Annotated in this window: 12 protein-coding genes; 10 read left to right on the forward strand and 2 right to left on the reverse strand. The window is 72.7% G+C overall.

The genetic code is table 11. The annotated features are described in order from the left end of the window. The first annotated feature begins 557 nt into the window (after positions 1-557). Entirely contained in the window at positions 558-1,658 is a 1,101-nt protein-coding gene (locus AOK16_RS13205; RefSeq protein WP_055472457.1) for a cytochrome P450, read from the forward strand. 200 nt (positions 1,659-1,858) lie between these two features. Here the strand turns inward: AOK16_RS13205 and AOK16_RS13210 are convergent, their stop codons facing one another. Further along, the gene (locus tag AOK16_RS13210; protein ID WP_055472458.1) at positions 1,859-3,202 is read right to left on the reverse strand and encodes a 6-phospho-beta-glucosidase; all 1,344 of its coding nucleotides are present in this window, start codon (positions 3,200-3,202) and stop codon (positions 1,859-1,861) included. Positions 3,203-3,422: 220 nt separating this feature from the next. On the opposite strand from AOK16_RS13210, the gene AOK16_RS13215 reads away from it, so the two are divergent. After that, a complete protein-coding gene (locus AOK16_RS13215; RefSeq protein WP_055472459.1) occupies positions 3,423-4,079 on the forward strand; it encodes an alpha-ketoglutarate-dependent dioxygenase AlkB in 657 nt (218 codons plus the stop codon). A gap of 171 nt (positions 4,080-4,250) precedes the next feature. Then, positions 4,251-5,561, forward strand: coding sequence for a hypothetical protein (locus AOK16_RS13220; RefSeq protein WP_055472460.1), 1,311 nt, complete (start codon positions 4,251-4,253; stop codon positions 5,559-5,561). A 119-nt stretch (positions 5,562-5,680) separates the two neighbouring features. Here the strand turns inward: AOK16_RS13220 and AOK16_RS13225 are convergent, their stop codons facing one another. Then, complete coding sequence (locus AOK16_RS13225) at positions 5,681-7,249, reverse strand: IPT/TIG domain-containing protein (RefSeq protein ID WP_055472461.1); 1,569 nt, start codon at positions 7,247-7,249, stop codon at positions 5,681-5,683. A gap of 547 nt (positions 7,250-7,796) precedes the next feature. Between AOK16_RS13225 and AOK16_RS13230 the strand changes: the two genes are divergently transcribed. The 7 genes from AOK16_RS13230 to AOK16_RS13260 all read left to right on the forward strand — a co-directional run. Continuing rightward, the gene (locus AOK16_RS13230) at positions 7,797-8,771 is read left to right on the forward strand and encodes a hypothetical protein (RefSeq protein WP_055472462.1); all 975 of its coding nucleotides are present in this window, start codon (positions 7,797-7,799) and stop codon (positions 8,769-8,771) included. 200 nt (positions 8,772-8,971) lie between these two features. Continuing rightward, a complete protein-coding gene (locus AOK16_RS13235; RefSeq protein ID WP_055472463.1) occupies positions 8,972-10,252 on the forward strand; it encodes an ABC transporter substrate-binding protein in 1,281 nt (426 codons plus the stop codon). A gap of 15 nt (positions 10,253-10,267) precedes the next feature. After that, positions 10,268-11,206 carry a carbohydrate ABC transporter permease gene (locus AOK16_RS13240; protein WP_055472464.1) on the forward strand — a complete coding sequence of 313 codons (939 nt, stop codon included), beginning with the start codon at positions 10,268-10,270 and terminating at the stop codon, positions 11,204-11,206. 238 nt (positions 11,207-11,444) lie between these two features. Next, positions 11,445-12,215, forward strand: coding sequence for an ABC transporter permease subunit (locus AOK16_RS13245; RefSeq protein ID WP_055472466.1), 771 nt, complete (start codon positions 11,445-11,447; stop codon positions 12,213-12,215). Between the two features lie 125 nt (positions 12,216-12,340). Next, a complete protein-coding gene (locus AOK16_RS13250) occupies positions 12,341-13,378 on the forward strand; it encodes a LacI family DNA-binding transcriptional regulator (protein ID WP_055472467.1) in 1,038 nt (345 codons plus the stop codon). A gap of 62 nt (positions 13,379-13,440) precedes the next feature. Then, positions 13,441-15,765, forward strand: a complete 2,325-nt coding sequence (locus AOK16_RS13255) for a glycoside hydrolase family 3 N-terminal domain-containing protein (protein WP_055472465.1) — start codon at positions 13,441-13,443, stop codon at positions 15,763-15,765. Positions 15,766-15,868: 103 nt separating this feature from the next. After that, a partial coding sequence (locus AOK16_RS13260) for a protein kinase domain-containing protein (RefSeq protein ID WP_079101331.1) occupies positions 15,869-18,289 on the forward strand: 2,421 nt, incomplete at its 3' end.

An 18,289-nucleotide genomic window follows, 5' to 3' on the forward strand; every position in this document is an offset into this window, starting at 1 on the left:
GCGCGGGCCCGCGCCGGTCGGGGTACGGGTGGGGGCGGGGCGCGTCGTCTCGTCCGGCATGGCTGCCAGTATCCCCGGGCCCGGCGCGTTCACTCCCCCTGCCGCACGGTCGAGTTGACCAGGGCGTCCAGCGCCGGCGCGGTTCCTCGTAGGGCAGTTGCTTGACCTGACGCAGCATCGGCGCAGATTCGACGTGCCGGCGCGGCCGTCGGCCGGATCGGCTCCGTGACATCACGCCGCGCAGCGGTGACGTGCGCTGTGAGTGGGAGTGCGGGGTGAATGCCTCAACGTGGCGGTGGGTACAAGAGGGGAAGCCCGGTCATCGGCCGAGGGAGGGTTTCGGTGGACGGTATCGAGCTTCCCGATGATGCGGCGGTAGCCGAGGCCCTCGCAGTGTTGCTGCCGAGGATGCGGGCGCCGACCGACCCCGGCCAGAGCGATGCCCTCACCCGAGCCGCACGCCGGCTCCATCGGGAGAACCGAGGCAGCCCTCCGTGACTGGGCACGAACCGCGGCCGGCGCCCTGCCCGGTACGGGCCACCACGCTTCGGGGCGGTGTGCCGGCCTGGCTGGTCACCCGTTATGCCGACGTGGTTGCCATGGCGGGGCACCCCGATCTGAGCTGTGACCCCGTCCATGCGGGGGACACCCTGGAGAGGGCCCTGGGCCCGGCCGCCAGGGCCCGGCCCGATCTTCGCTCCAGTCTGCTCACCCTCGACCCGCCCGACCACACCCGGCTCAGGGCGTACGCGGTGGCGCCCTTCACGCCTCGCCGTTCCGAGCAGCACCAGGGCCTCATCTCGGCCGCCGCCGACGCCCTCATCGACAAGATCGCTCCCACCGGACGCGCCGATCTGATGCCTGACCTGGCCCTGCCGCTGTCCACCACAGTGCTGTGCGAGGCGGTCGGCGTCCCGCGCGACGGCCACTCACTGGTCCGGAGATGGCTCGATACCGCCCTGCTCCCCACCGCCGACGCGGCCTCGATCCGTGCCCTGAACGCCGTGCTGACCGAGGTCGACGACTACCTCGTTACGCTGCTGCCGCACCATCGCGCCAACCCGGGACCGAGCCTGCTCTCCCGACTTGTCCGCGCCCTCGACGCCGGAGCCCTCACCCGGACCGAGGCCACCGAGCTGGCCGCCACTGTGCTGTTCGCCGGCGTCGAGGCACCCGCGGCGGTCATCGGCGCCGGGCTGCTGGCCCTCCTCCAGCACCCCGATCTGTGCGCCCGGCTGCGTACCGCACCCCGGGCCGTGCTCGACTCAGCGGTCGAGGAGATCGTCCGTCACGGCGGCCCCATTGAGGCGCTGACCCGCTACTCCACTGCCCCCATCGACGTCGATGGCCTGGAGATCCCCGCGGGCGTCCCCGTCATCCTGTGTACCGGAGTCGCCAACCACGACCCCAGCGCGTTCACCCACCCCGACCGGCTCGACATCGACCGCACCCCCAATCCCCACCTCGGCTTCGGCCACGGCCCCCATCGATGCCCCGGTGCTTCCCTCGGCCGTCTCATCACCGCCACCGCCATCCACACCACACTGCGCCGGCTGCCCGAGCTGGCCCTCGATACACCCACCGCCCCGCGACAACGCAACAGCGTGTTCGTCCACGGCATCGCAGAACTCCCCGTGACCTTTGACGCCCAACCCTGACGTACCGCGCGCTGCGTTCAACACCCGTCCACAGAACGTCACTTGGCTCCGCCGTCGCAGCAGGATACGCCCCGCCGCGACGGCGCAAACCGTATCGGCGCAGTCCGCGCGACCGGGATGCCCGGTCCAGGGTCGACCGCCCGGAGGGCGGCGGTGCCCGACCCGGCGCACCCCGGATCGCCCAGCCCCGCCAGGAATGTTCACCTCCGCAGGTAGGCCAGGCCCGGGTGCGCCCCCGCGTACGCCGTCAGCAGCCGTCGTGCCACGCCCACGGAGTCCACGAGGGGGTGGAGGGCGAAGGCCTTCACCGCGGCCTCGCGCGAACCGGAGTCCGCGGCCGCCAGGATCTCGCGTTCGACTGCCTTGACCGCGCAGACCAGTCCGGCGGCGTGCCCGGCCAGCGGGGTGACGGCGACGGGGTGCGCCCCGTTGGCGTCCACCAGGCACGGAACTTCCACCACCGCGTCCGCGTCGAGCGCCGAAAGCGCCGTCCGGTTGCGGACGTTGAGGATGAGCGTGGCGCGTTCGTCGCGCGCGATGGCACGCATCAGCGCGAGCGCGACGCGCTCGTACCCGCCCGGCTCCAGGTCGCTCTCCGCCCGCTCCCCGGCCCCCGCCGCCTCGCGGTTCTCGGCCATGTACGTGGCCTCCCGTTCGGCCCGCGTCCGCTCCCACGCCTCCAGCGCCGAGCCGACCCCGCGCGCCACCGCCTCGTAGAAGCCCGTCTGCTGGTCGCGGAGGAACGCGCCGCGGGTCTGCTTCGCCTCCCGCTCGGCGGCCATCGCCTCGCGGTTGTAGTAGTAGTAGTGCAGGTACTCATTCGGGATCGCGCCGAGCGACCGCAACCAGTCCGCGCCGAAGAGCCGGCCCTCCTCGAATGAGCCGAGCGCCGCCGAGTCGGCCAGCAGGCGCGGCAGTTGGTCCCGCCCGCCGACGTACAGCCCGCGCAGCCAGCCGAGGTGGTTGAGGCCGACGTAGTCGATCCCGGCCTCCTCCGGATCCGCGCCCAGCGCACGGGCGACCCGGCGGCCGAGGCCGACGGGCGAGTCGCAGATGCCGATGACGCGGTCGCCCAGGTGGTGCGACATGGCCTCGGTGACAAGGCCCGCCGGGTTGGTGAAGTTGATGACCCACGCGTCGGGGGCGACCGCCGCCATGCGGCGCGCGATCCCGACCGCGACCGGCACGGTCCGCAGCCCGTACGCGATGCCGCCCGCGCCGACCGTCTCCTGCCCGAGCACGCCCTCCTCCAGTGCGATCCGCTCGTCGGCGGCGCGCCCTTCGAGCCCGCCGACGCGGATCGCGGAGAAGACGAAGTCGGCGCCGCGCAGGGCGTCGTCGAGGTCGGTGGTGACGGTGACCTCGGGGGCGCCCCCGACCCCGGCGGCCTGCTCGGCCAGGACGCGCGCGATGGCCGAGAGCCGGCCGGCGTCGACGTCGTACAGGACCACCCGCGTCACACGCCCCGCACCCCGGTCGCCGAGCAGCGCCCCGTACACGAGCGGCACGCGGAATCCCCCGCCGCCCAGGATCGCCAGCTTCACTCCCAGCCCACCTCTCCGCACGCCATCACGCCTGATCCACCGTCTCCTCCGCCGTCTCCTCCGCCCTCTCGGCCGTCTCCTCGGCCGTCTTCGGGTCTTGCCGCCGGAGCCTACCGGCGCGGTGCGACGACGCGAGCCGGACGGCGCCTGGGCGGAAGGTGCGGAAGGGCGCGCGGAATTCATTCGCTCGTACGTTCTATTGCGGGCGTACGATGGATTCATGTCCTTCCACCTGCAGGGCTCCCTGTTCGACGAGACCGGCGAGACCGACGAGATCGGCCTGCGACCGCTGGACGGGATGGGCCGTACGCCGCTTGGCCGCGGCGTATGGATCGACGTGCTGCGTTCCTGGCTGAGCGGCGCGGACGCGCTCTTCGAGGAGCTGGCCGAGTCGGTGCCGTGGCACGCGGAGCGGCGGACGATGTACGAGCGGGAGGTCGACGTACCACGTCTGCTCTCCTTCTACGGGGCGGGCGACCCGCTCCCCCACCCCGTCCTGGACCGGGCCCGCACCGCCCTGAGCGAGCACTACGCGGCGGAGCTCGGCGAGCCGTTCCTGACGGCGGGGCTGTGCTACTACCGCGACGGCCGCGACAGCGTCGCCTGGCATGGCGACCGGATCGGCCGCGGCCGGACCGAGGACACGATGGTCGCCATCGTCTCGGTCGGCGAACCCCGCGCCCTGCTGCTGCGGCCGCGCCCCGGGCCCGGCGCCCGCGACGGCGGCGCCTCGACCGTCCGGAAGGCGCTGGGACACGGCGACCTGATCGTCATGGGCGGCTCCTGCCAGCGCACCTGGGAACACGCGATCCCGAAGACGAACCGGCCCGTGGGTCCGCGCATCAGCATCCAGTTCCGGCCACAGGGTGTGCGCTGACGCGGCGCACGTCTGCCGCAGCGACGCGCAGGGCCGGGCTCGGGACGTGCACTGGCACCGCGCACACCTGCCGCCGCGACGCGCCGGGCCCGGGCTCGGAACGTGCACCGACACCGCGTACGTCTGCCGCCGCGACGCGCCGGGGCCGGGCTCGGGTGCGAGCATGCACGTATGGGCTGGGAAGAGGTCGCCGACCGGCTGTACGGGCTGCCGCCCGAGGAGTTCACGACCGCCCGCGACGAGGCCGCGAAGGCCGCCCCGCGCGGGCAGGCGGCGAAGATCCGCGCACTGCGGCGCCCGACCCTGGCCGCCTGGACGGCCAACCTCCTCGTACGCAGTGAGCCCGAGCGGATCGAGACGCTGACCGGCCTCGGGGAGCAGCTGCGCCGGGCCCACGAGCAGCTGGACGGCCGGCAGCTGCGCGAACTGGCCCAGCAGCAGCGGCAGTTGGTCGCCGCACTGTCCCGCCGGGCCCAGGAGCTGGCCGCCGAGGCCGGACGGCCGGTCGGCGAGAGCGTCCTGCGCGAGGTCGAGTCCACGGTGCACGCCGCTCTCGCCGACCCGGACGCGGCGGCCGAGTTGACCACCGGGCGCCTGTCGAAGGCGTTGAGCCGCCCCACCGGTTTCGGCCCCCTGACCGCCGCCGCCGAGCCGCCGCCCGAGGGCGGCGCGACCGGGGCTTCCAGGGCTTCCGGAACCACCGGAGCCACCGGAGCCACGGTGAGCCGCATCCGCCCCCGGAAGACGCCGCCGACCGGCGGGACCAAGACCAGCGACCGGGACCGGGACCGCCGGGCCTCGGTAACGCCCCTGCACCGGCGAGCCGAGGAGGAGAAAGCGGCGGCGGACCGTCGCCGCCGGACGGAGGAGACCCCGAAGCGCCCGGCCGCACGCGAACACGCGGAGGCGCGCGGAGGCTCGGAGGCCGGGAAGCAAGCCGAGACACGCAAGCGGACCGAACGCGAACAACCCCGGCGCGGGCGGCCCGGGAATGCCGCCACGCCTCAACAGGCCCAGCACGAGCCCGATCCCGAACCTGCCCAGCGCGCCACCGCGCGCAAGGGGGTCGAACGGGAGCGGGCCCAGCGTGAAGCCGAACGGGAGCGGACGCGCCGCGCACGCGTCGAACACGCCGAGCAGGAGCGGGCTCGCCGTCAGGCCGAGCGCGAGTGGCGCGGCGCGCTGCGCGAGGCCCGGGCTGAGGCCGCGGAGCTCCGGCGCGCGGCCCGGGCCGCCGAGGCCGAAGCGGCAACCGGGGAACGGGAGTTGGCCGACGCCGAGTCCCAGCGGCAGGAGGTGGAGAGCCTCGTGCAGGAGCTGGCTGACGCGCTGCGCGGGGCGCGCACGGAACTCTCCGAGGCGAAGAAGACCGAGCGCGCCGCCCGCACCCGCGCGCGTAAGGCGCGCGAGGCGGCCGAGCGCGACCGGACCCGCGCGGCGGAAGCGGCCGAACGCGTGGAGACGTTCGCGGTCCGCGGGTAGGGGAACGAGCCGCGGGGCCGCCGGGCAACAGACCCGGAAGTCTCGCGACAGGGGATGGGACCGGCCCGCGAACCCCGGGCCGTTGGCTCAGCCGGAGTTCGCGGGCCGCCCTCCCCGGCTCAGCCCGTGTACGTGAATTCGCTCGCCGGGCTGGTGGGGGACGTGGCCACACCGACCGTCACGGTGATGTCCACCGTCTTCGGCCACTCGGGGCGATGGAGCGGTACTTTCGCCGTGATCTGGGTCGGGGAGACGAAGGTGACCGAAGTCAGGGCGATGTCCTTGATGTGCGCGGTTGCTCCTGAGGTGAAGCCCGAGCCGTTGATGGTGACCTGAGTGCCGAGTTTTCCGCTGCGGGGGGTGACTGTGCTGACGACTACGGGTGCGGGTCCCCCGTCGTAGGCGAACTGGCCCAGTGGAACGGCGGGTGACGTGCCGAGCATGGTGGTGACGCGTACGTCGGCAATGCCGTGGCCGTCGGGTGCGGTGGCCTTGATCCGCGTACCGGAGGAGTCGACGGAGAAGTCGGTGCACGGGATCGGGCCGAAGTCGACGACGCTGTCCGCGCTGAATCCGGTGCCGGTGATATTGACCGACTGACCGCCCTGCCCGGCGGTCGGGCTCACCGCGGTCACCGTCGGCCCGGCAGGAACGAGGGGCGCGCCCAGCAGGTTCAGGTACGTGGAGTTGGCGTGCTGGAACGCGACCTGCCCCAGGAAGTCGCCGGTGGTCTCGTTGACGAGTTGCGCGTTGTACGTCGTGTAGTCCGCGTTGACCGTCTTGGGGCTGGTGGCGCTGGGTTGGACGTAGACGTTGCCATTCCGGAGGAGGTCGATCCCCGACAGCAAAATCTTCACCTCTTCGTTCGCCGACGGGCCTGGGGCCGGGTACCAGCCCTTGGCCGCGGACAGGTCGGACCAGGCCCGGGGGACCAGGTCGTAGGCGTTGACCCAGCGCTCGTTCAGACTCCACGGCCGGGAGTCGACGTAGTCGGCGAAGCTCTTCAGGCCCGCAGTGGGAGCGGCGAAGGTGAGGAGCGCGAACGACGGGTTCTTCGCCCAGGTCTGGGCCTGGAGGTACGTGGCCAGCGTGGTGGCGATGCAGCCGCCGAGGCTGTGGCCGGTCACGTAGACCGTCGGCCTGGGCGTGGACGGTACGTACGAGAGAAGGGCGGCGAGCACCTGCGGGAGCGTCCCGCCCGTGGGGACGGCGGAGTCGGGCCCACCGGGCTCGCTGCCCGCTGCCGGGGCGTCGGTCGTCGCTGTGATGCCGCGCGCGGTGACGACCTGGGTGAACGCGGCCATGGCACCGGCCGAGACGGCGGTGTTCGCGGATCCGCCGGCGGTGAACGGCACCACTGTGCCGACGTCGAGGTCCTCCATCATGTCGGTCGGGTTGTCGATCGTGCCGCGGACGACCACGGCGATCTGGTTGGAACCGTCCGAGTTCCAAGCGATGTAGGCGAGGTTCGCGTTGTCCGGGCTGAGCGCCAGCCACCTCAGTTCCCACGTGCTGCGGGTGGCGAGCGCGGCGTTGTCCAGTTGCGCCGCGATGCCGAGCCGGGCGCGCTGGGTCTGCTCCTGCAAGCTTTCACCGGACGGGCGCGGGGTCGCCGCCGTGGCGGCGATCGCGGAGAGGGTCATGGTGACCTGGGCTGGGTTCGGGTCCGACTGGGCCGCCGTCGTCATGCGTGCTCCTTGCGTGGCTGCGTTTCTGAGGAGCGGAGTGGGCTGCGGCGGCAGTGTTTCCTACGGACCTCCGGGGCCCCGGCCCCGGACCGCGCTCTGGCGGTGTTCGCCACTCCGAATATCGCGTTGCTCCCGATCATCCTGTTCGCGGCGGGGCGCCTGGCGGCTTCGCACCCCCGGAAAGCAACAGATTTCAGGCTCCTGGCCCAGCCTGGCCCAGCCCGGGCCTGCCCTGGGCTGGCGGCGTTCACATGACCGAATACTGACCGGATCCGTGAATGCCGTTTACTGTCCGTGAAGCCGATTCCTACGCTCCGGTCGACCACACCAAGCATGCTCGAATCAACCGGCGGCCCAGCCGAACTATCCTTTCCAACCGCCTAGTTGAGATGCTCGTGAGCTACTGGGCGGCGCCGCCGTCCCTTCACGGCACCCGCCCCACCCCCAGATGAACACTCACCGGTCCCCGGTGAACACTCGCGATCTCCGCTGACGCGGCCCCGGTTCCGCCTCCACCATGTCGGCGTCACCCGACACGGAGGTGCTCATGACACGCTGGAGATCCGCTCTGGCCGCCCTGTCCGCAGGGACCCTCGCCGTTGCCGCGCTGCTCATCGCGCCCACTCAGGCGCACGCCGCGCCCAGTGATGCCGAACTCGCGTACCGCTGGGCGCCGGTGCACTACCAGGACACCTCGGACGCGTACCCCACGGCCGACTACCTCGCGCCGGTCGACTACGACGGCGACTGGGTCGCGAACAACAACTGGAACAACCTCGACGCCAGCGCCTCGCGCCTGACCGGCACGGTCTACTACTCGGTGGCCGAGACCTCGACACACTGGTACGTGACGTACGCGTTCTTCCACCCCAGGGACTGGAAGGACTATCCCCTCAACCTGTTCTCCCACGAGAACGACATGGAGGGGCAGTTGGAGGTCGTCCGCAAGGACGGCAGCGAGTTCGGCACTCTCCAGGCCGTGGTCTCGCTCGCGCACGACAACTTCTACTCCTACGTCGCCCCGGGCAGCCCCCTCACCGACGGCGGCGAGAACATCGACGGCACGCTCGTGATGCAGACCGTCGACGGCGCCGCGCACCCCACCAGCTTCCAGGAGGCCCGCGGCCACGGCGCGTACGCCTGGGACGGGGCCGCCGATCCGCAGGCCGCCGCCTTCGACGGGGGCGACGGTGTCGTCTACACGCCCAGCCGCGGCGCCGGCTCCGTGCCCTCCGGCGGCAACGACCGCGGCGCCACGTACGGCCTGGTGGACCTCACCGCGAGCGGCGGACTGTGGGCGCGGCGGAACAACACCGAGACGTACGCCTCGTACGGCACCTTCCGCGGCGACGACGGCCAGGACAACCGTGCGCACGCGCCCTGGGCCTGGGACGACTCCAACGACGGCAGCGAGCTCCAGGCCGGGGTCATCGCCACCGACCCGGCGCTGCTGGTCTCGAAGTACTTCGGCAACACAGGGGATTTGAGCAGGACATACTTGCGCAATCCCTTCCAAGGCTGAGCTATATCTGACCTTTTGCCTGCTATCGGCCGCATTTCGAGAGAAGTGCGGCCGATGGCCGCTCAAGGGCCCCGCCGGGCCCTCGCGGCGCCTCACCCCGCCCCCGAAATCGCTTCCCGGAATCCATTGACGGTTCACTCAACGCCTCCCTAAGGTCTCTGGTTAATCGCTTAACCACGCTGATGCGGAGGCGTTTTCCCATGCGTGCGCAACTCAGGCGGCTCCCCCCACTGTTGGCGGCCACCATGCTGCTGGCCACCGGCTGTGCCGCACTGGACCCGCAGGACGACGGACCGAACACGCTCGTGATCCACACCCAGATCAGCGGCACCGCGCCCGGTGCCGAGGTGTTCAACGCCGTCGTCGCCGACTTCCGGCGCCAACACCCCGAGATGCACGTCAAGGTGGTCTCCAACGCCGACGACCTGCCGCAGGTGTACGAGACCTCGCGGCTGGCCGGCAAGGAAGCCGACGTCGTCATCGTGAACCTCTTCGACAAGACGCTGGAGTGGACCGGGGTCGGGGCCACCGTCCCGGTCGGGAAGTACGCCGACGCCTGGGGCCTCCGCGACCGGATCGAGCCCGAGGCCGTCAAGCAGTGGACCGACGGGAAGGGCCGGCTGCGCGGGCTGCCGTACATCGGCACCAACTGGCCCGTCGCGTACAACATGGCCGTACTGCGCAAGGCGGGCGTGGCCGAGCCGCCCGCCACCACCGGCGAACTCCTCGACGCCGCGAAGAAGGTGAAGGACAAGGGCGGCATCGCGGTCACCATCGGCGGCAGCGACTGGACCGGCCAGAAGCTGCTGCTCCAGATCCTCCAGTCGTATCTGCCCCCGGAGGAGGGCCCGAAGCTCTTCACCGAGGGCGACTACTGCGGCTCGCCCGCGGCGATGAAGGGCCTGAAGCTCTTCACCGAACTGCGCGACGCCGGGGTCTTCGCCGAGAACGCGCAGGGCCTGACCTCGGACACGATGACCACCCAGTACAACACCGGCCAGGCCGCGGCCATGTCGGCGATGTCCTCGGCGCTCGGCAAGGTGCCGGAGAAGACGGTGAAGGACACGGTCGTCTCCGGCTGGCCGGTGCCGAAGGACGGGGTGCACGACCATCCGACGATGATCCGCAGTTTCACCGCGGCGGGTCTGTGGCTCAGCCCCAACGGCGCCAAGAAGCTGCCGCTGGTGAAGAAGTTCGTCCAGTACATGTACAGCGAGAAGGTCGTCGACCGGTTCATCACCGAGGCGGGCCGCGACATGGCCGTGCGCTCCGGCACCGTGCCGAAGGACTTCCCGCTGATCGCCGCGGCCCGGAAGGCCGCCGAGGACAAGGCGGTCGACAAGGTCATGCTCCCGGACGTCCACATCCCGGGCGCCGCCACCCAGCCACTGATCAACGCCACGGCCCAGGCGTTCGCGCCCGGCCGCACGCCCCAGCAGATCTGCCGGGCAATGAGCGCCGCCTACGAGCGCACGAACTGAAGGGTTGGGCTCTCCATGTCCGTCGTGGCCACCGCACCCTCCCGCCCCCGCGCCGGCGCCGGTCAGGACCGCGTGCGCCAGGACCGCACCGGCCGCCCCCGCGCCACCGGGACGCTGCTCGCGCTGCCCGCGCTCGTCTGGTACCTGCTGTTCACCCTCGGCCCGCTGCTGGCCATGGTGTGGATCTCGGCCCTGAAGTGGCCGGGCATGCTCCAGCCGACGAGCTTCGCCGGCCTGGACAACTTCCGCTACGTGCTGAGCGACCCGCTGTTCTGGGACGCGGCCCGCAACACCGGCGTCCAGCTCCTGGTCGCCCTCCCGCTGATGGTGCTGCCCGCGTACATGCTCGGCTACTACGTCAGCCGCCGCCCACGCGGCCACCACATCCTGCGCTACCTGCTGTTCGTCCCCGGGCTGATCTCCGCGCCGACCAAGGCCATGCTCTTCTACGCGGTGCTCTCCCCCGACGGCGTCGTCAACGGCGCGCTGAAGTCCCTCGGACTCGGCGGCCTGGCGCACGTCTGGCTGGCCGACAGCGCCACCGCGCTGGCCTCGATCATCGCGATCGACGTCTGGAGCGGGATCGGCTTCACGGCCGTGCTGTTCGCGGCCCGGCTCGGCGCCGTGCCGGAGGAGATCGGCGAGGCCGCCTCGTTGGACGGGGCGGGGCACTGGCGGCGGATGTGGCGCATCCACTTCCCCGTGATCCGCGACTACGTGGGCGTGGTGACGATGCTGCAGTTCCTGTGGACGCTCTTCGGCTCGGCGCAGCTGGTGCTGCTGCTGACCCAGGGCGGCCCCGGCAGCGCCTCGACCACGCTGTCGTTCCTCGTCTACCAGAAGGCGTTCATCCAGGCCGACCTGGGCTACAGCCAGGCCGTGGGTGTGCTGCTGTTCGCCGTGGGCCTGGTGGGCATGCTCGCCATCCGCCGCGCGCTCCGGCAGAACTACTGAGCCGGCACGACTGAGCCCGCACCACTGAGCCGCACTACTGGGCCCGTCGAAGCCCGCGGCCGAACCAACGAGAGGCAGGAGGACCGGCGTGACGTCGTCCACCCGTACCGCGTCGTCCACCCCGACCGCACCGCGCGTCGCCCCGGGGCCCGGCGGGGCGGCCCCCGCCGCCGGGCGGCGGCGGCCGATCGCCTGGGCCTGGCTGCCCGCGCACGCGCTGGCCTGGGTCTACGCGGCGATGCTGACCGTGCCGCTCTACTACTTCCTGGTCTCGGCGTTCAAGACCAACGACGAGATCTTCTCCGACCCGCTGGGGCTCCCGTCCTCGCTGTCCCTGGACAAGTTCTCCACCGCTCTGCACGGCGCGCGGCTGGAGCTGGCGGTCGCCAACTCGGCGCTGGTCACGTTCAGCGCGCTCGTGCTGACCCTCTGCCTGGCCGTGCCCGCGGCGTTCGCGATCGCGCGCAGCCGCAGCCGCTGGGCGGCGGTCACGGAGCGGGTGTTCGGCCTCGGCTTCCTGGTGCCGACCTTCGCCGCGCTGCTGCCGACCTTCCTGATGTCGGCCTACTCGGGCCTGTTCCACACCCGGCTGTTCATCGTCCTGCTGCTGCCCGCCACCGCCATGCCCCTGTCGGTGATCATCCTGACCCAGTTCATGCGGACGATCCCGCCGGAGATGGAGGAGGCCGCTCGGATCGACGGCGCGACGACGTTCGGCGTGCTGCGCCATGTGTACGCGCCGATGGCCATGCCGGGGATCGCGACGGTGCTGCTGCTGAACTTCCTCAACTTCTGGAACGAGTACCTGTATTCGCTGATCATCATCGGCCCCGACCAGGCCCAGCGCACCATACAGGTCGCCCTGCCCACGCTGCGCTCGACCGCGGGCACCGACTACGGCGTGCTGACGGCGGGCACGGTGCTGACCCTCGTCCCCGTGTGGATCGCCTACACCCTGCTCCAGCGGCGTATGCAGCAGGCGCTGGTCAGCGGGGCGGTGAAGCTGTGAACAGCCCCTCGGTGAACAGCCCCTCGGTGAACGACCCTGCCGCGGTGAACGCCCCCGCTTCCGCGAACGACCGTGCTTCGGCGGGCGGTTCGGCCGCGGGCGGGCCACCGGCAGGCAGCGCGTCCGTGGGACGGCAGGCGCACCGGCCCACCATCAAGGACGTCGCAGCGCTCGCCGGGGTCTCGACCGCGGCCGTGTCCAAGGCCGTGAACCGCAGCGGGCGGATCTCGGAGGAGACCCGGCGCCGGGTGCTGGCGGCGGCCGACGAGCTGGGCTGGTCGCCCAGCAGCGCGGCGAGCGCCCTGAAGAACGCCCGGACGCGGACCGTCGCCCTGATCGTCCGCCGGGAGACCGACGTGCTGGGCTCCGACCCGCACTTCACCGAGCTGATCGACGGCGTGGAGAGCGAACTGGCGCCCCGCGGCTACGGGTTGCTGCTCCATCTGACCGGCGCCGCGGGCACGGGCGAGACCGAGGCGTACCGCCGCTTCGCCCAGGAGGGGCGGGTGGACGGCTTCCTGCTGACCGAGAGCCGGATCGGCGACCCGCGGTTCGCGCTGCTGCGCGAACTGGGCAAGCCGGCCGTGCTGCTGGGCAAGGCGGCCTGCACGGACCCGGTCGAGCAGGTGGTGCTGCCCGAGCCGCACGCCGGCGTCACGGGCACGGTCGAGCACCTGGTCCGGCTGGGCCACCGGCGCATCGCGTACGTGTCGGGGCCCGACGACCGGGTGCACAGCGCCTTCCGGGCCGCCGCCTTCCACGAGGCGCTGGCCGCCGCCGGGCTCACGGCCGAGGTGTTCCCAGGGGACTTCACCGAGCACGGCGCGGTCCGCGCCACCGAGCAGCTGCTGGCCCGCACGCCCCGCCCGACCGCGGCCGTCTACGCCAACGACTCCATGGCGGTGTGCGGGATGAGTACCGCCCAGCGCCTGGGCGTACGCGTCCCGCAGGACCTGTCGGTGATCGGCTACGACGATCTGCCGCTGTCCCGCTGGGTGCACCCGCGCCTGACGACCGTCGACCAGTGCGTGAAGGACGCGGGCGCCAGCGCGGCCCGGCGGCTGCTCCAGCTGTGCGGCGAGGAGCTGCCGGACCGGCCGCTGGCGCGCGCCCCGCGCCTGGTGGTCCGCGAGTCGACCGCCACCGCACCACCACCGGACTGAGCCCTCATCCCGTACGCCCCGCCCCGATCCGTACCCCGTACGACCGAGCACCGAGGACGACCATGCCCGACGCCCTGTACGAGAATCCCGGCGCGCCGATATCCGAGCGCGTGCGGGACCTGCTGGGCCGGATGACGCTCACCGAGAAGGTGGGCCAGCTCAACCAGCGGATGTACGGCTGGGACGCCTACCGCAGAACCCCCGGCGGGCACGAACTCACCGACGCCTTCCGGAAAGAGGTCGAGCGCTTCGACGGCATGGGGGCGCTCTACGGGCTGTTCCGCGCCGACCCGTGGTCCGGCGTCGACCACAGCAGCGGCATCGGTGCCGCGGACTCGGCGGCGGTGGCCGCGCGGGTGCAGTGCTGGGTGCGCGAGAACACCCGGCTCGGCATCCCCGTCCTGCTGGTGGAGGAGGTGCCGCACGGCCACCAGGCGCTGGACGGCACGGTGCTGCCGGTCAACCTGGCCGTGGGCGCGTCCTTCGACCCGGACGCGTACGCCCGTGCCGCCGCGTTCGCCGCCGCCGAACTGCGGGCGCGCGGCGGGCATGTGGCGCTGGTGTCGGGGCTGGACATGCTGCGCGACCCGCGGTGGGGCCGGGCCGAGGAGACCTTCGGCGAGGACCCGTACCTGGCGGCCCGGCTGACCGAGGCGCTGGTGCGCGGCGCGCAGGGCGAGGCGGGCGCGGACGGGCTGTTCGCGCCGGACCGGGCCGCGGTGGTCCTCAAGCACTTCGCGGGGCAGGGCGCCGGGGTCGGCGGCCGGAACAACCCCGAAACCGGCATCGGGGCGCGCGAGTTGCACGAGATCCACCTGCCCGCCGCCCGCGCCGGGGTGCGCGCGGGCGCGGCCGGGGTGATGGCCGCCTACAGCGAGTACGACGGTGTGCCGTGCGCCGCCAACCGCGCGCTGCTGACCGGGCTGCTGCGCGAGCACTGGGGCTTCCGCGGGGTGGTGATGGCCGACGGCCAGGCGCTGGACCGGCTGGAGCGGCTGGCCGGCGACGCGGCGGGCGCCGGGGCGCTGGCGCTGTCGGCCGGGGTGGACCTGAGCCTGTGGGACGACGCGTTCCCCCGCCTGGAGGAGGCGGTGCGGCGCGGGCTGGTCCCGGAGGAGGCGGTGGACCAGGCGGTGGCGCGGGTGCTGCGGCTGAAGTTCCGGCTGGGCCTCTTCGACACCGAGCCGGAGGAGGTTCCGCCGCTGCCCGCGGCGGACGCCGGCCCGCGCGAGAGCCTCGAACTCGCCCGCCGCTCACTGACGTTGCTGCACAACGACGGTGGGGTGCTGCCCCTGGCGGGTTCGGTGCGCCGGGTCGCCGTGCTCGGCCCGCTCGCGGACGGCATCGTCCACCAGATCGGCGACTACACCGCCCCGCAGCGCCCCGGGCACGGCGTGACCGTGCTCGCCGGCATCCGCGCCGCGGCCCCGGCGGGCACGGGCGTGCTGTACGCGCCGGGGTGCGCGCTGACCGGCGACGGGCTCGCCGACGAGGAGCTGGCCAGGCTGCGCGAGGCGGTCTCCCTCGCCCGCGACGCGGACGTCGCCGTCCTGGCGCTCGGCGGGTCAAGCGCCCGGGAGGACGACACGGAGTTCGAGTCCAACGGCGCCGCGGTGGTGGCCACCGAAGGTCCGCCCGCCGGGATGACCTGCGGGGAGGGCGTGGACCTCGCGGACCTGCGCCTGCCGGCCGGGCAGCGGGCGCTGCTGGAGGCCGTACGGGCCACGGGCACCCCGGTGGTCGTCGTGCTGGTGCAGGGCCGCCCGCATGCGGTGCCCGAGGTGGCCGGACCCGCGGACGCGGCGCTGTGCGCGTGGTACCCGGGCCCGTGGGGCGGGGCGGCGGTCGCCGACGTGCTGTTCGGGAACGCCGCGCCGCAGGGCCGGCTTCCGGTGTCCGTGCCCCGCACCCCCGAGCAACTGCCCGTCTACTACAACGGCAAGGACCATCCGTACGGCGGCTACGTCGACCAGAGCAGCGGGCCGCTGTACCCCTTCGGCCACGGCCTGTCGCTGGCCGACTGCACCTGGGGCGGGCCCGAACTCTCCCGCGCGGAGGTGTCCGTGGCCGAGCTGGCGGGCGGCTGCGAGGTGCGGTGCACCGTACGGCTCCGCAACGACGGCGCGCGCCCCGCGCACGAGGTGGTGCAGCTGTATGTGCGCCGGGTGCACGCGCCGGTGTGGCCGCGCACCCGCGAGCTGCGCGCCTTCCGCCGGGTGGAGCTGGCGCCGGGCGAGCGCGCCGAGGTCACGCTCTCGCTGGGCGCGGCCGAGCTGGAGTTCACCACCGCCGACCTCGAACAGGCCGTGGAGGCAGGCCCGTTGGAGATCGGCGTGGGCCCCTCCAGCGCCGACCTGCGCACCGTCCCCCTGACGATCACCCGCTGACCGTGCGGGCCGTGATGGACCGGCTCGCCCCTCGACCCCTTTCCTCCACTTTCGTCCACCGATTTCGTACACCGCCCCTCACGACCCTGGAGCACTGTTCCGCATGCAGCGACACCACGCCCGGCTCACCCACGACGAGAGCGCCGCGCCCTGGATCGGTGCCAACTTCTGGTCGCGCACCGGCGGCCCGCTGATGTGGCGCAACTACGACCCCACGGTGGTCCGCGCCGAGCTGCGAGTGCTGCGCGAGCACGGTCTGAACACCACCCGGTCCTTCTTCTACTGGCCGGACTTCCACCCCGAGCCGCACCGCATCGACGAGGTGCTGACCGGCCGCTTCGCCGACTTCCTCGCCGCCCACGACGAGCAGGGCATGCGCACCATCCCCACCTTCATCGTCGGCCACATGTCCGGGGAGAACTGGGACCCGGCCTGGCGGGGCGGCCGCGACCTGTACGCGGACGTGTGGCTGGTCGGCCGCCAGGCCTGGTTCGTACGGGAGATGGCCTCCCGCTTCAAGGACCACCCGGCCATCACCGGCTGGCTGATCAGCAACGAGATGCCGATCTACGGCCGCGTCGAGGGCCAGGACCCGGCGCCCACCGACCAGGTGTCGGCCTGGGCGCAGATCATGGTCGACGCCGTGCACGCCGCGGGCGCCCGGCAGCCGGTGTCGCTGGGCGACGGCGCGTGGGGCATCGAAGTGACCGGCCGCGACAACGGCTTCTCGGTGCGCGAGACCGGCGCGATGGTGGACTTCGTGGGCCCGCACGTCTACCGCATGGAGACCGACCGGACGCGCCAGCACTACAACGCGGCGTACGAGTGCGAGTTGGCGGCCGTGGCGGGCAAGCCGATCGTCCTGGAGGAGTTCGGCCTCTCCACGGACTTCGTCTCGGACGCCAACGCCGGGCACTACTACCGGCAGACGCTGCACAACTCGCTGCTGGCCGGGGCGACCGGCTGGATCGCCTGGAACAACACGGACTACGACGAGCTGTGGGACCAGGACCCGTACCGGCACCACCCGTTCGAAATGCACTTCGGCATCACCGACTCGGCGGGCCGCCCCAAGGCGCCGCTGGTCGAACTCGACGCGTTCGCCAAGGTGCTGGAGCGGGTGGACTTCCGCAACTGCCGCCGGGTGGACACCGACGCCGCGCTGGTGGTGCCGACCTTCCTGGAGCAGCGGATCCCGGTGGCACGCGCCGTGGACCGGCCGGTGCTGTTCGTCTCGCTGCGGCAGAGCTACATCGCCGCGCGCGAGGCCGACCTGCCGGTCGCGTTCGCCCGCGAGCGGGACGGCATCGGCGAGGACGCGAAGCTCTACCTGGTGCCCTCCACCCGGCAGTTGCTGGCCCCGACCCGGCGCCGCCTGGAGGAGCTGGCCCGCGGCGGCGCGGTGGTCTACCTCTCGTACTGCTCGGGTGAGCACGCGGGCACGCGCGGGCCGTGGTTCCACGACCTGAACGGCCTGTTCGGCGTCGAACTCCAGCTGTCGTACGGGCTGGTGGAGCCGATCGAGGACGAGACGGTGGAGATCACCTTCACCGAGGACTTCGGCTCGATCGCCGCCGGTGAGGTGCTGCGGTTCCGCGCCGGGGGCAACGAGGACAGCCGCGGCTTCCTGCCGGTGCGACCCGACGGGGCACGCGTGGTCGCGGTGGACGCGCACGGCCGCCCGGCGGTGCTGCGGTACGCGGTCGGCGAGGGCGAGACGGTGCTGTGCACCTACCCGCTGGAGCAGATGGCGGCCCGCACGGCCCGCGCCAACCCCGAGGACACCCAGCGGATCTACGCGGCGCTGGCCGAGGTGGCGGGCGTCCGGCGCACGGTCACCGTGTCCACTGCGCTGGTGAGCGCGGACGTGCTGTGCCACGAGGACGGGCGCCGCTTCGTGTGGCTGGTCAGCCAGAGCGAGGAGGAGCTGGCGGTGGATCCGGGGCTCTCGGAGGAGGAGGCGTGGCTCCGGCGCGAGCGGATGCTGCGGGAGGCGCGTACGGCCGCGCAGCTGCGCCACCCGGGCGTGGTCGTCGTCCACGACGTGGTCGAGCAGGACGAACGGCCTTGGATCGTCATGGAGTTGGTCGACGGCCGGTCGCTGGCCGAGCGGCTCGCCCACGACGGGCCCGTGGAGCCGCGTGAGGCGGCCCGCATCGGGCTCGCCCTGCTCGGCGCGTTGCGCGTGGCGCACGCGCAGGGCGTGCTGCACCGGGACATCAAGCCGGCGAACGTGCTGGTGGAGGCGGGCGAAGGGCGGGTCGTACTGACCGACTTCGGGGTCGCGCACGTCAGCGGTGGCTCGACCATCACCGACTCGGGGTCCTTCGTCGGCACGCCCGAGTACACCGCGCCCGAGCGGATGTCCGGCGGCCGTTCGGGCCCCGCGTCCGACCTGTGGTCGCTCGGTGCGCTGCTGTGCGCGGCGACGAGCGGGCGGTCGCCGTTCCACCGGGACTCGCTGAGCGGTGTGCTGCACGCCGTCGTCTCCGACGACATCCGGCTGCCGGAGGCGGCCCGGCCG

Source organism: Streptomyces pathocidini (genome assembly GCF_001418495.1).
GTDB lineage: Bacteria > Actinomycetota > Actinomycetes > Streptomycetales > Streptomycetaceae > Streptomyces > Streptomyces pathocidini.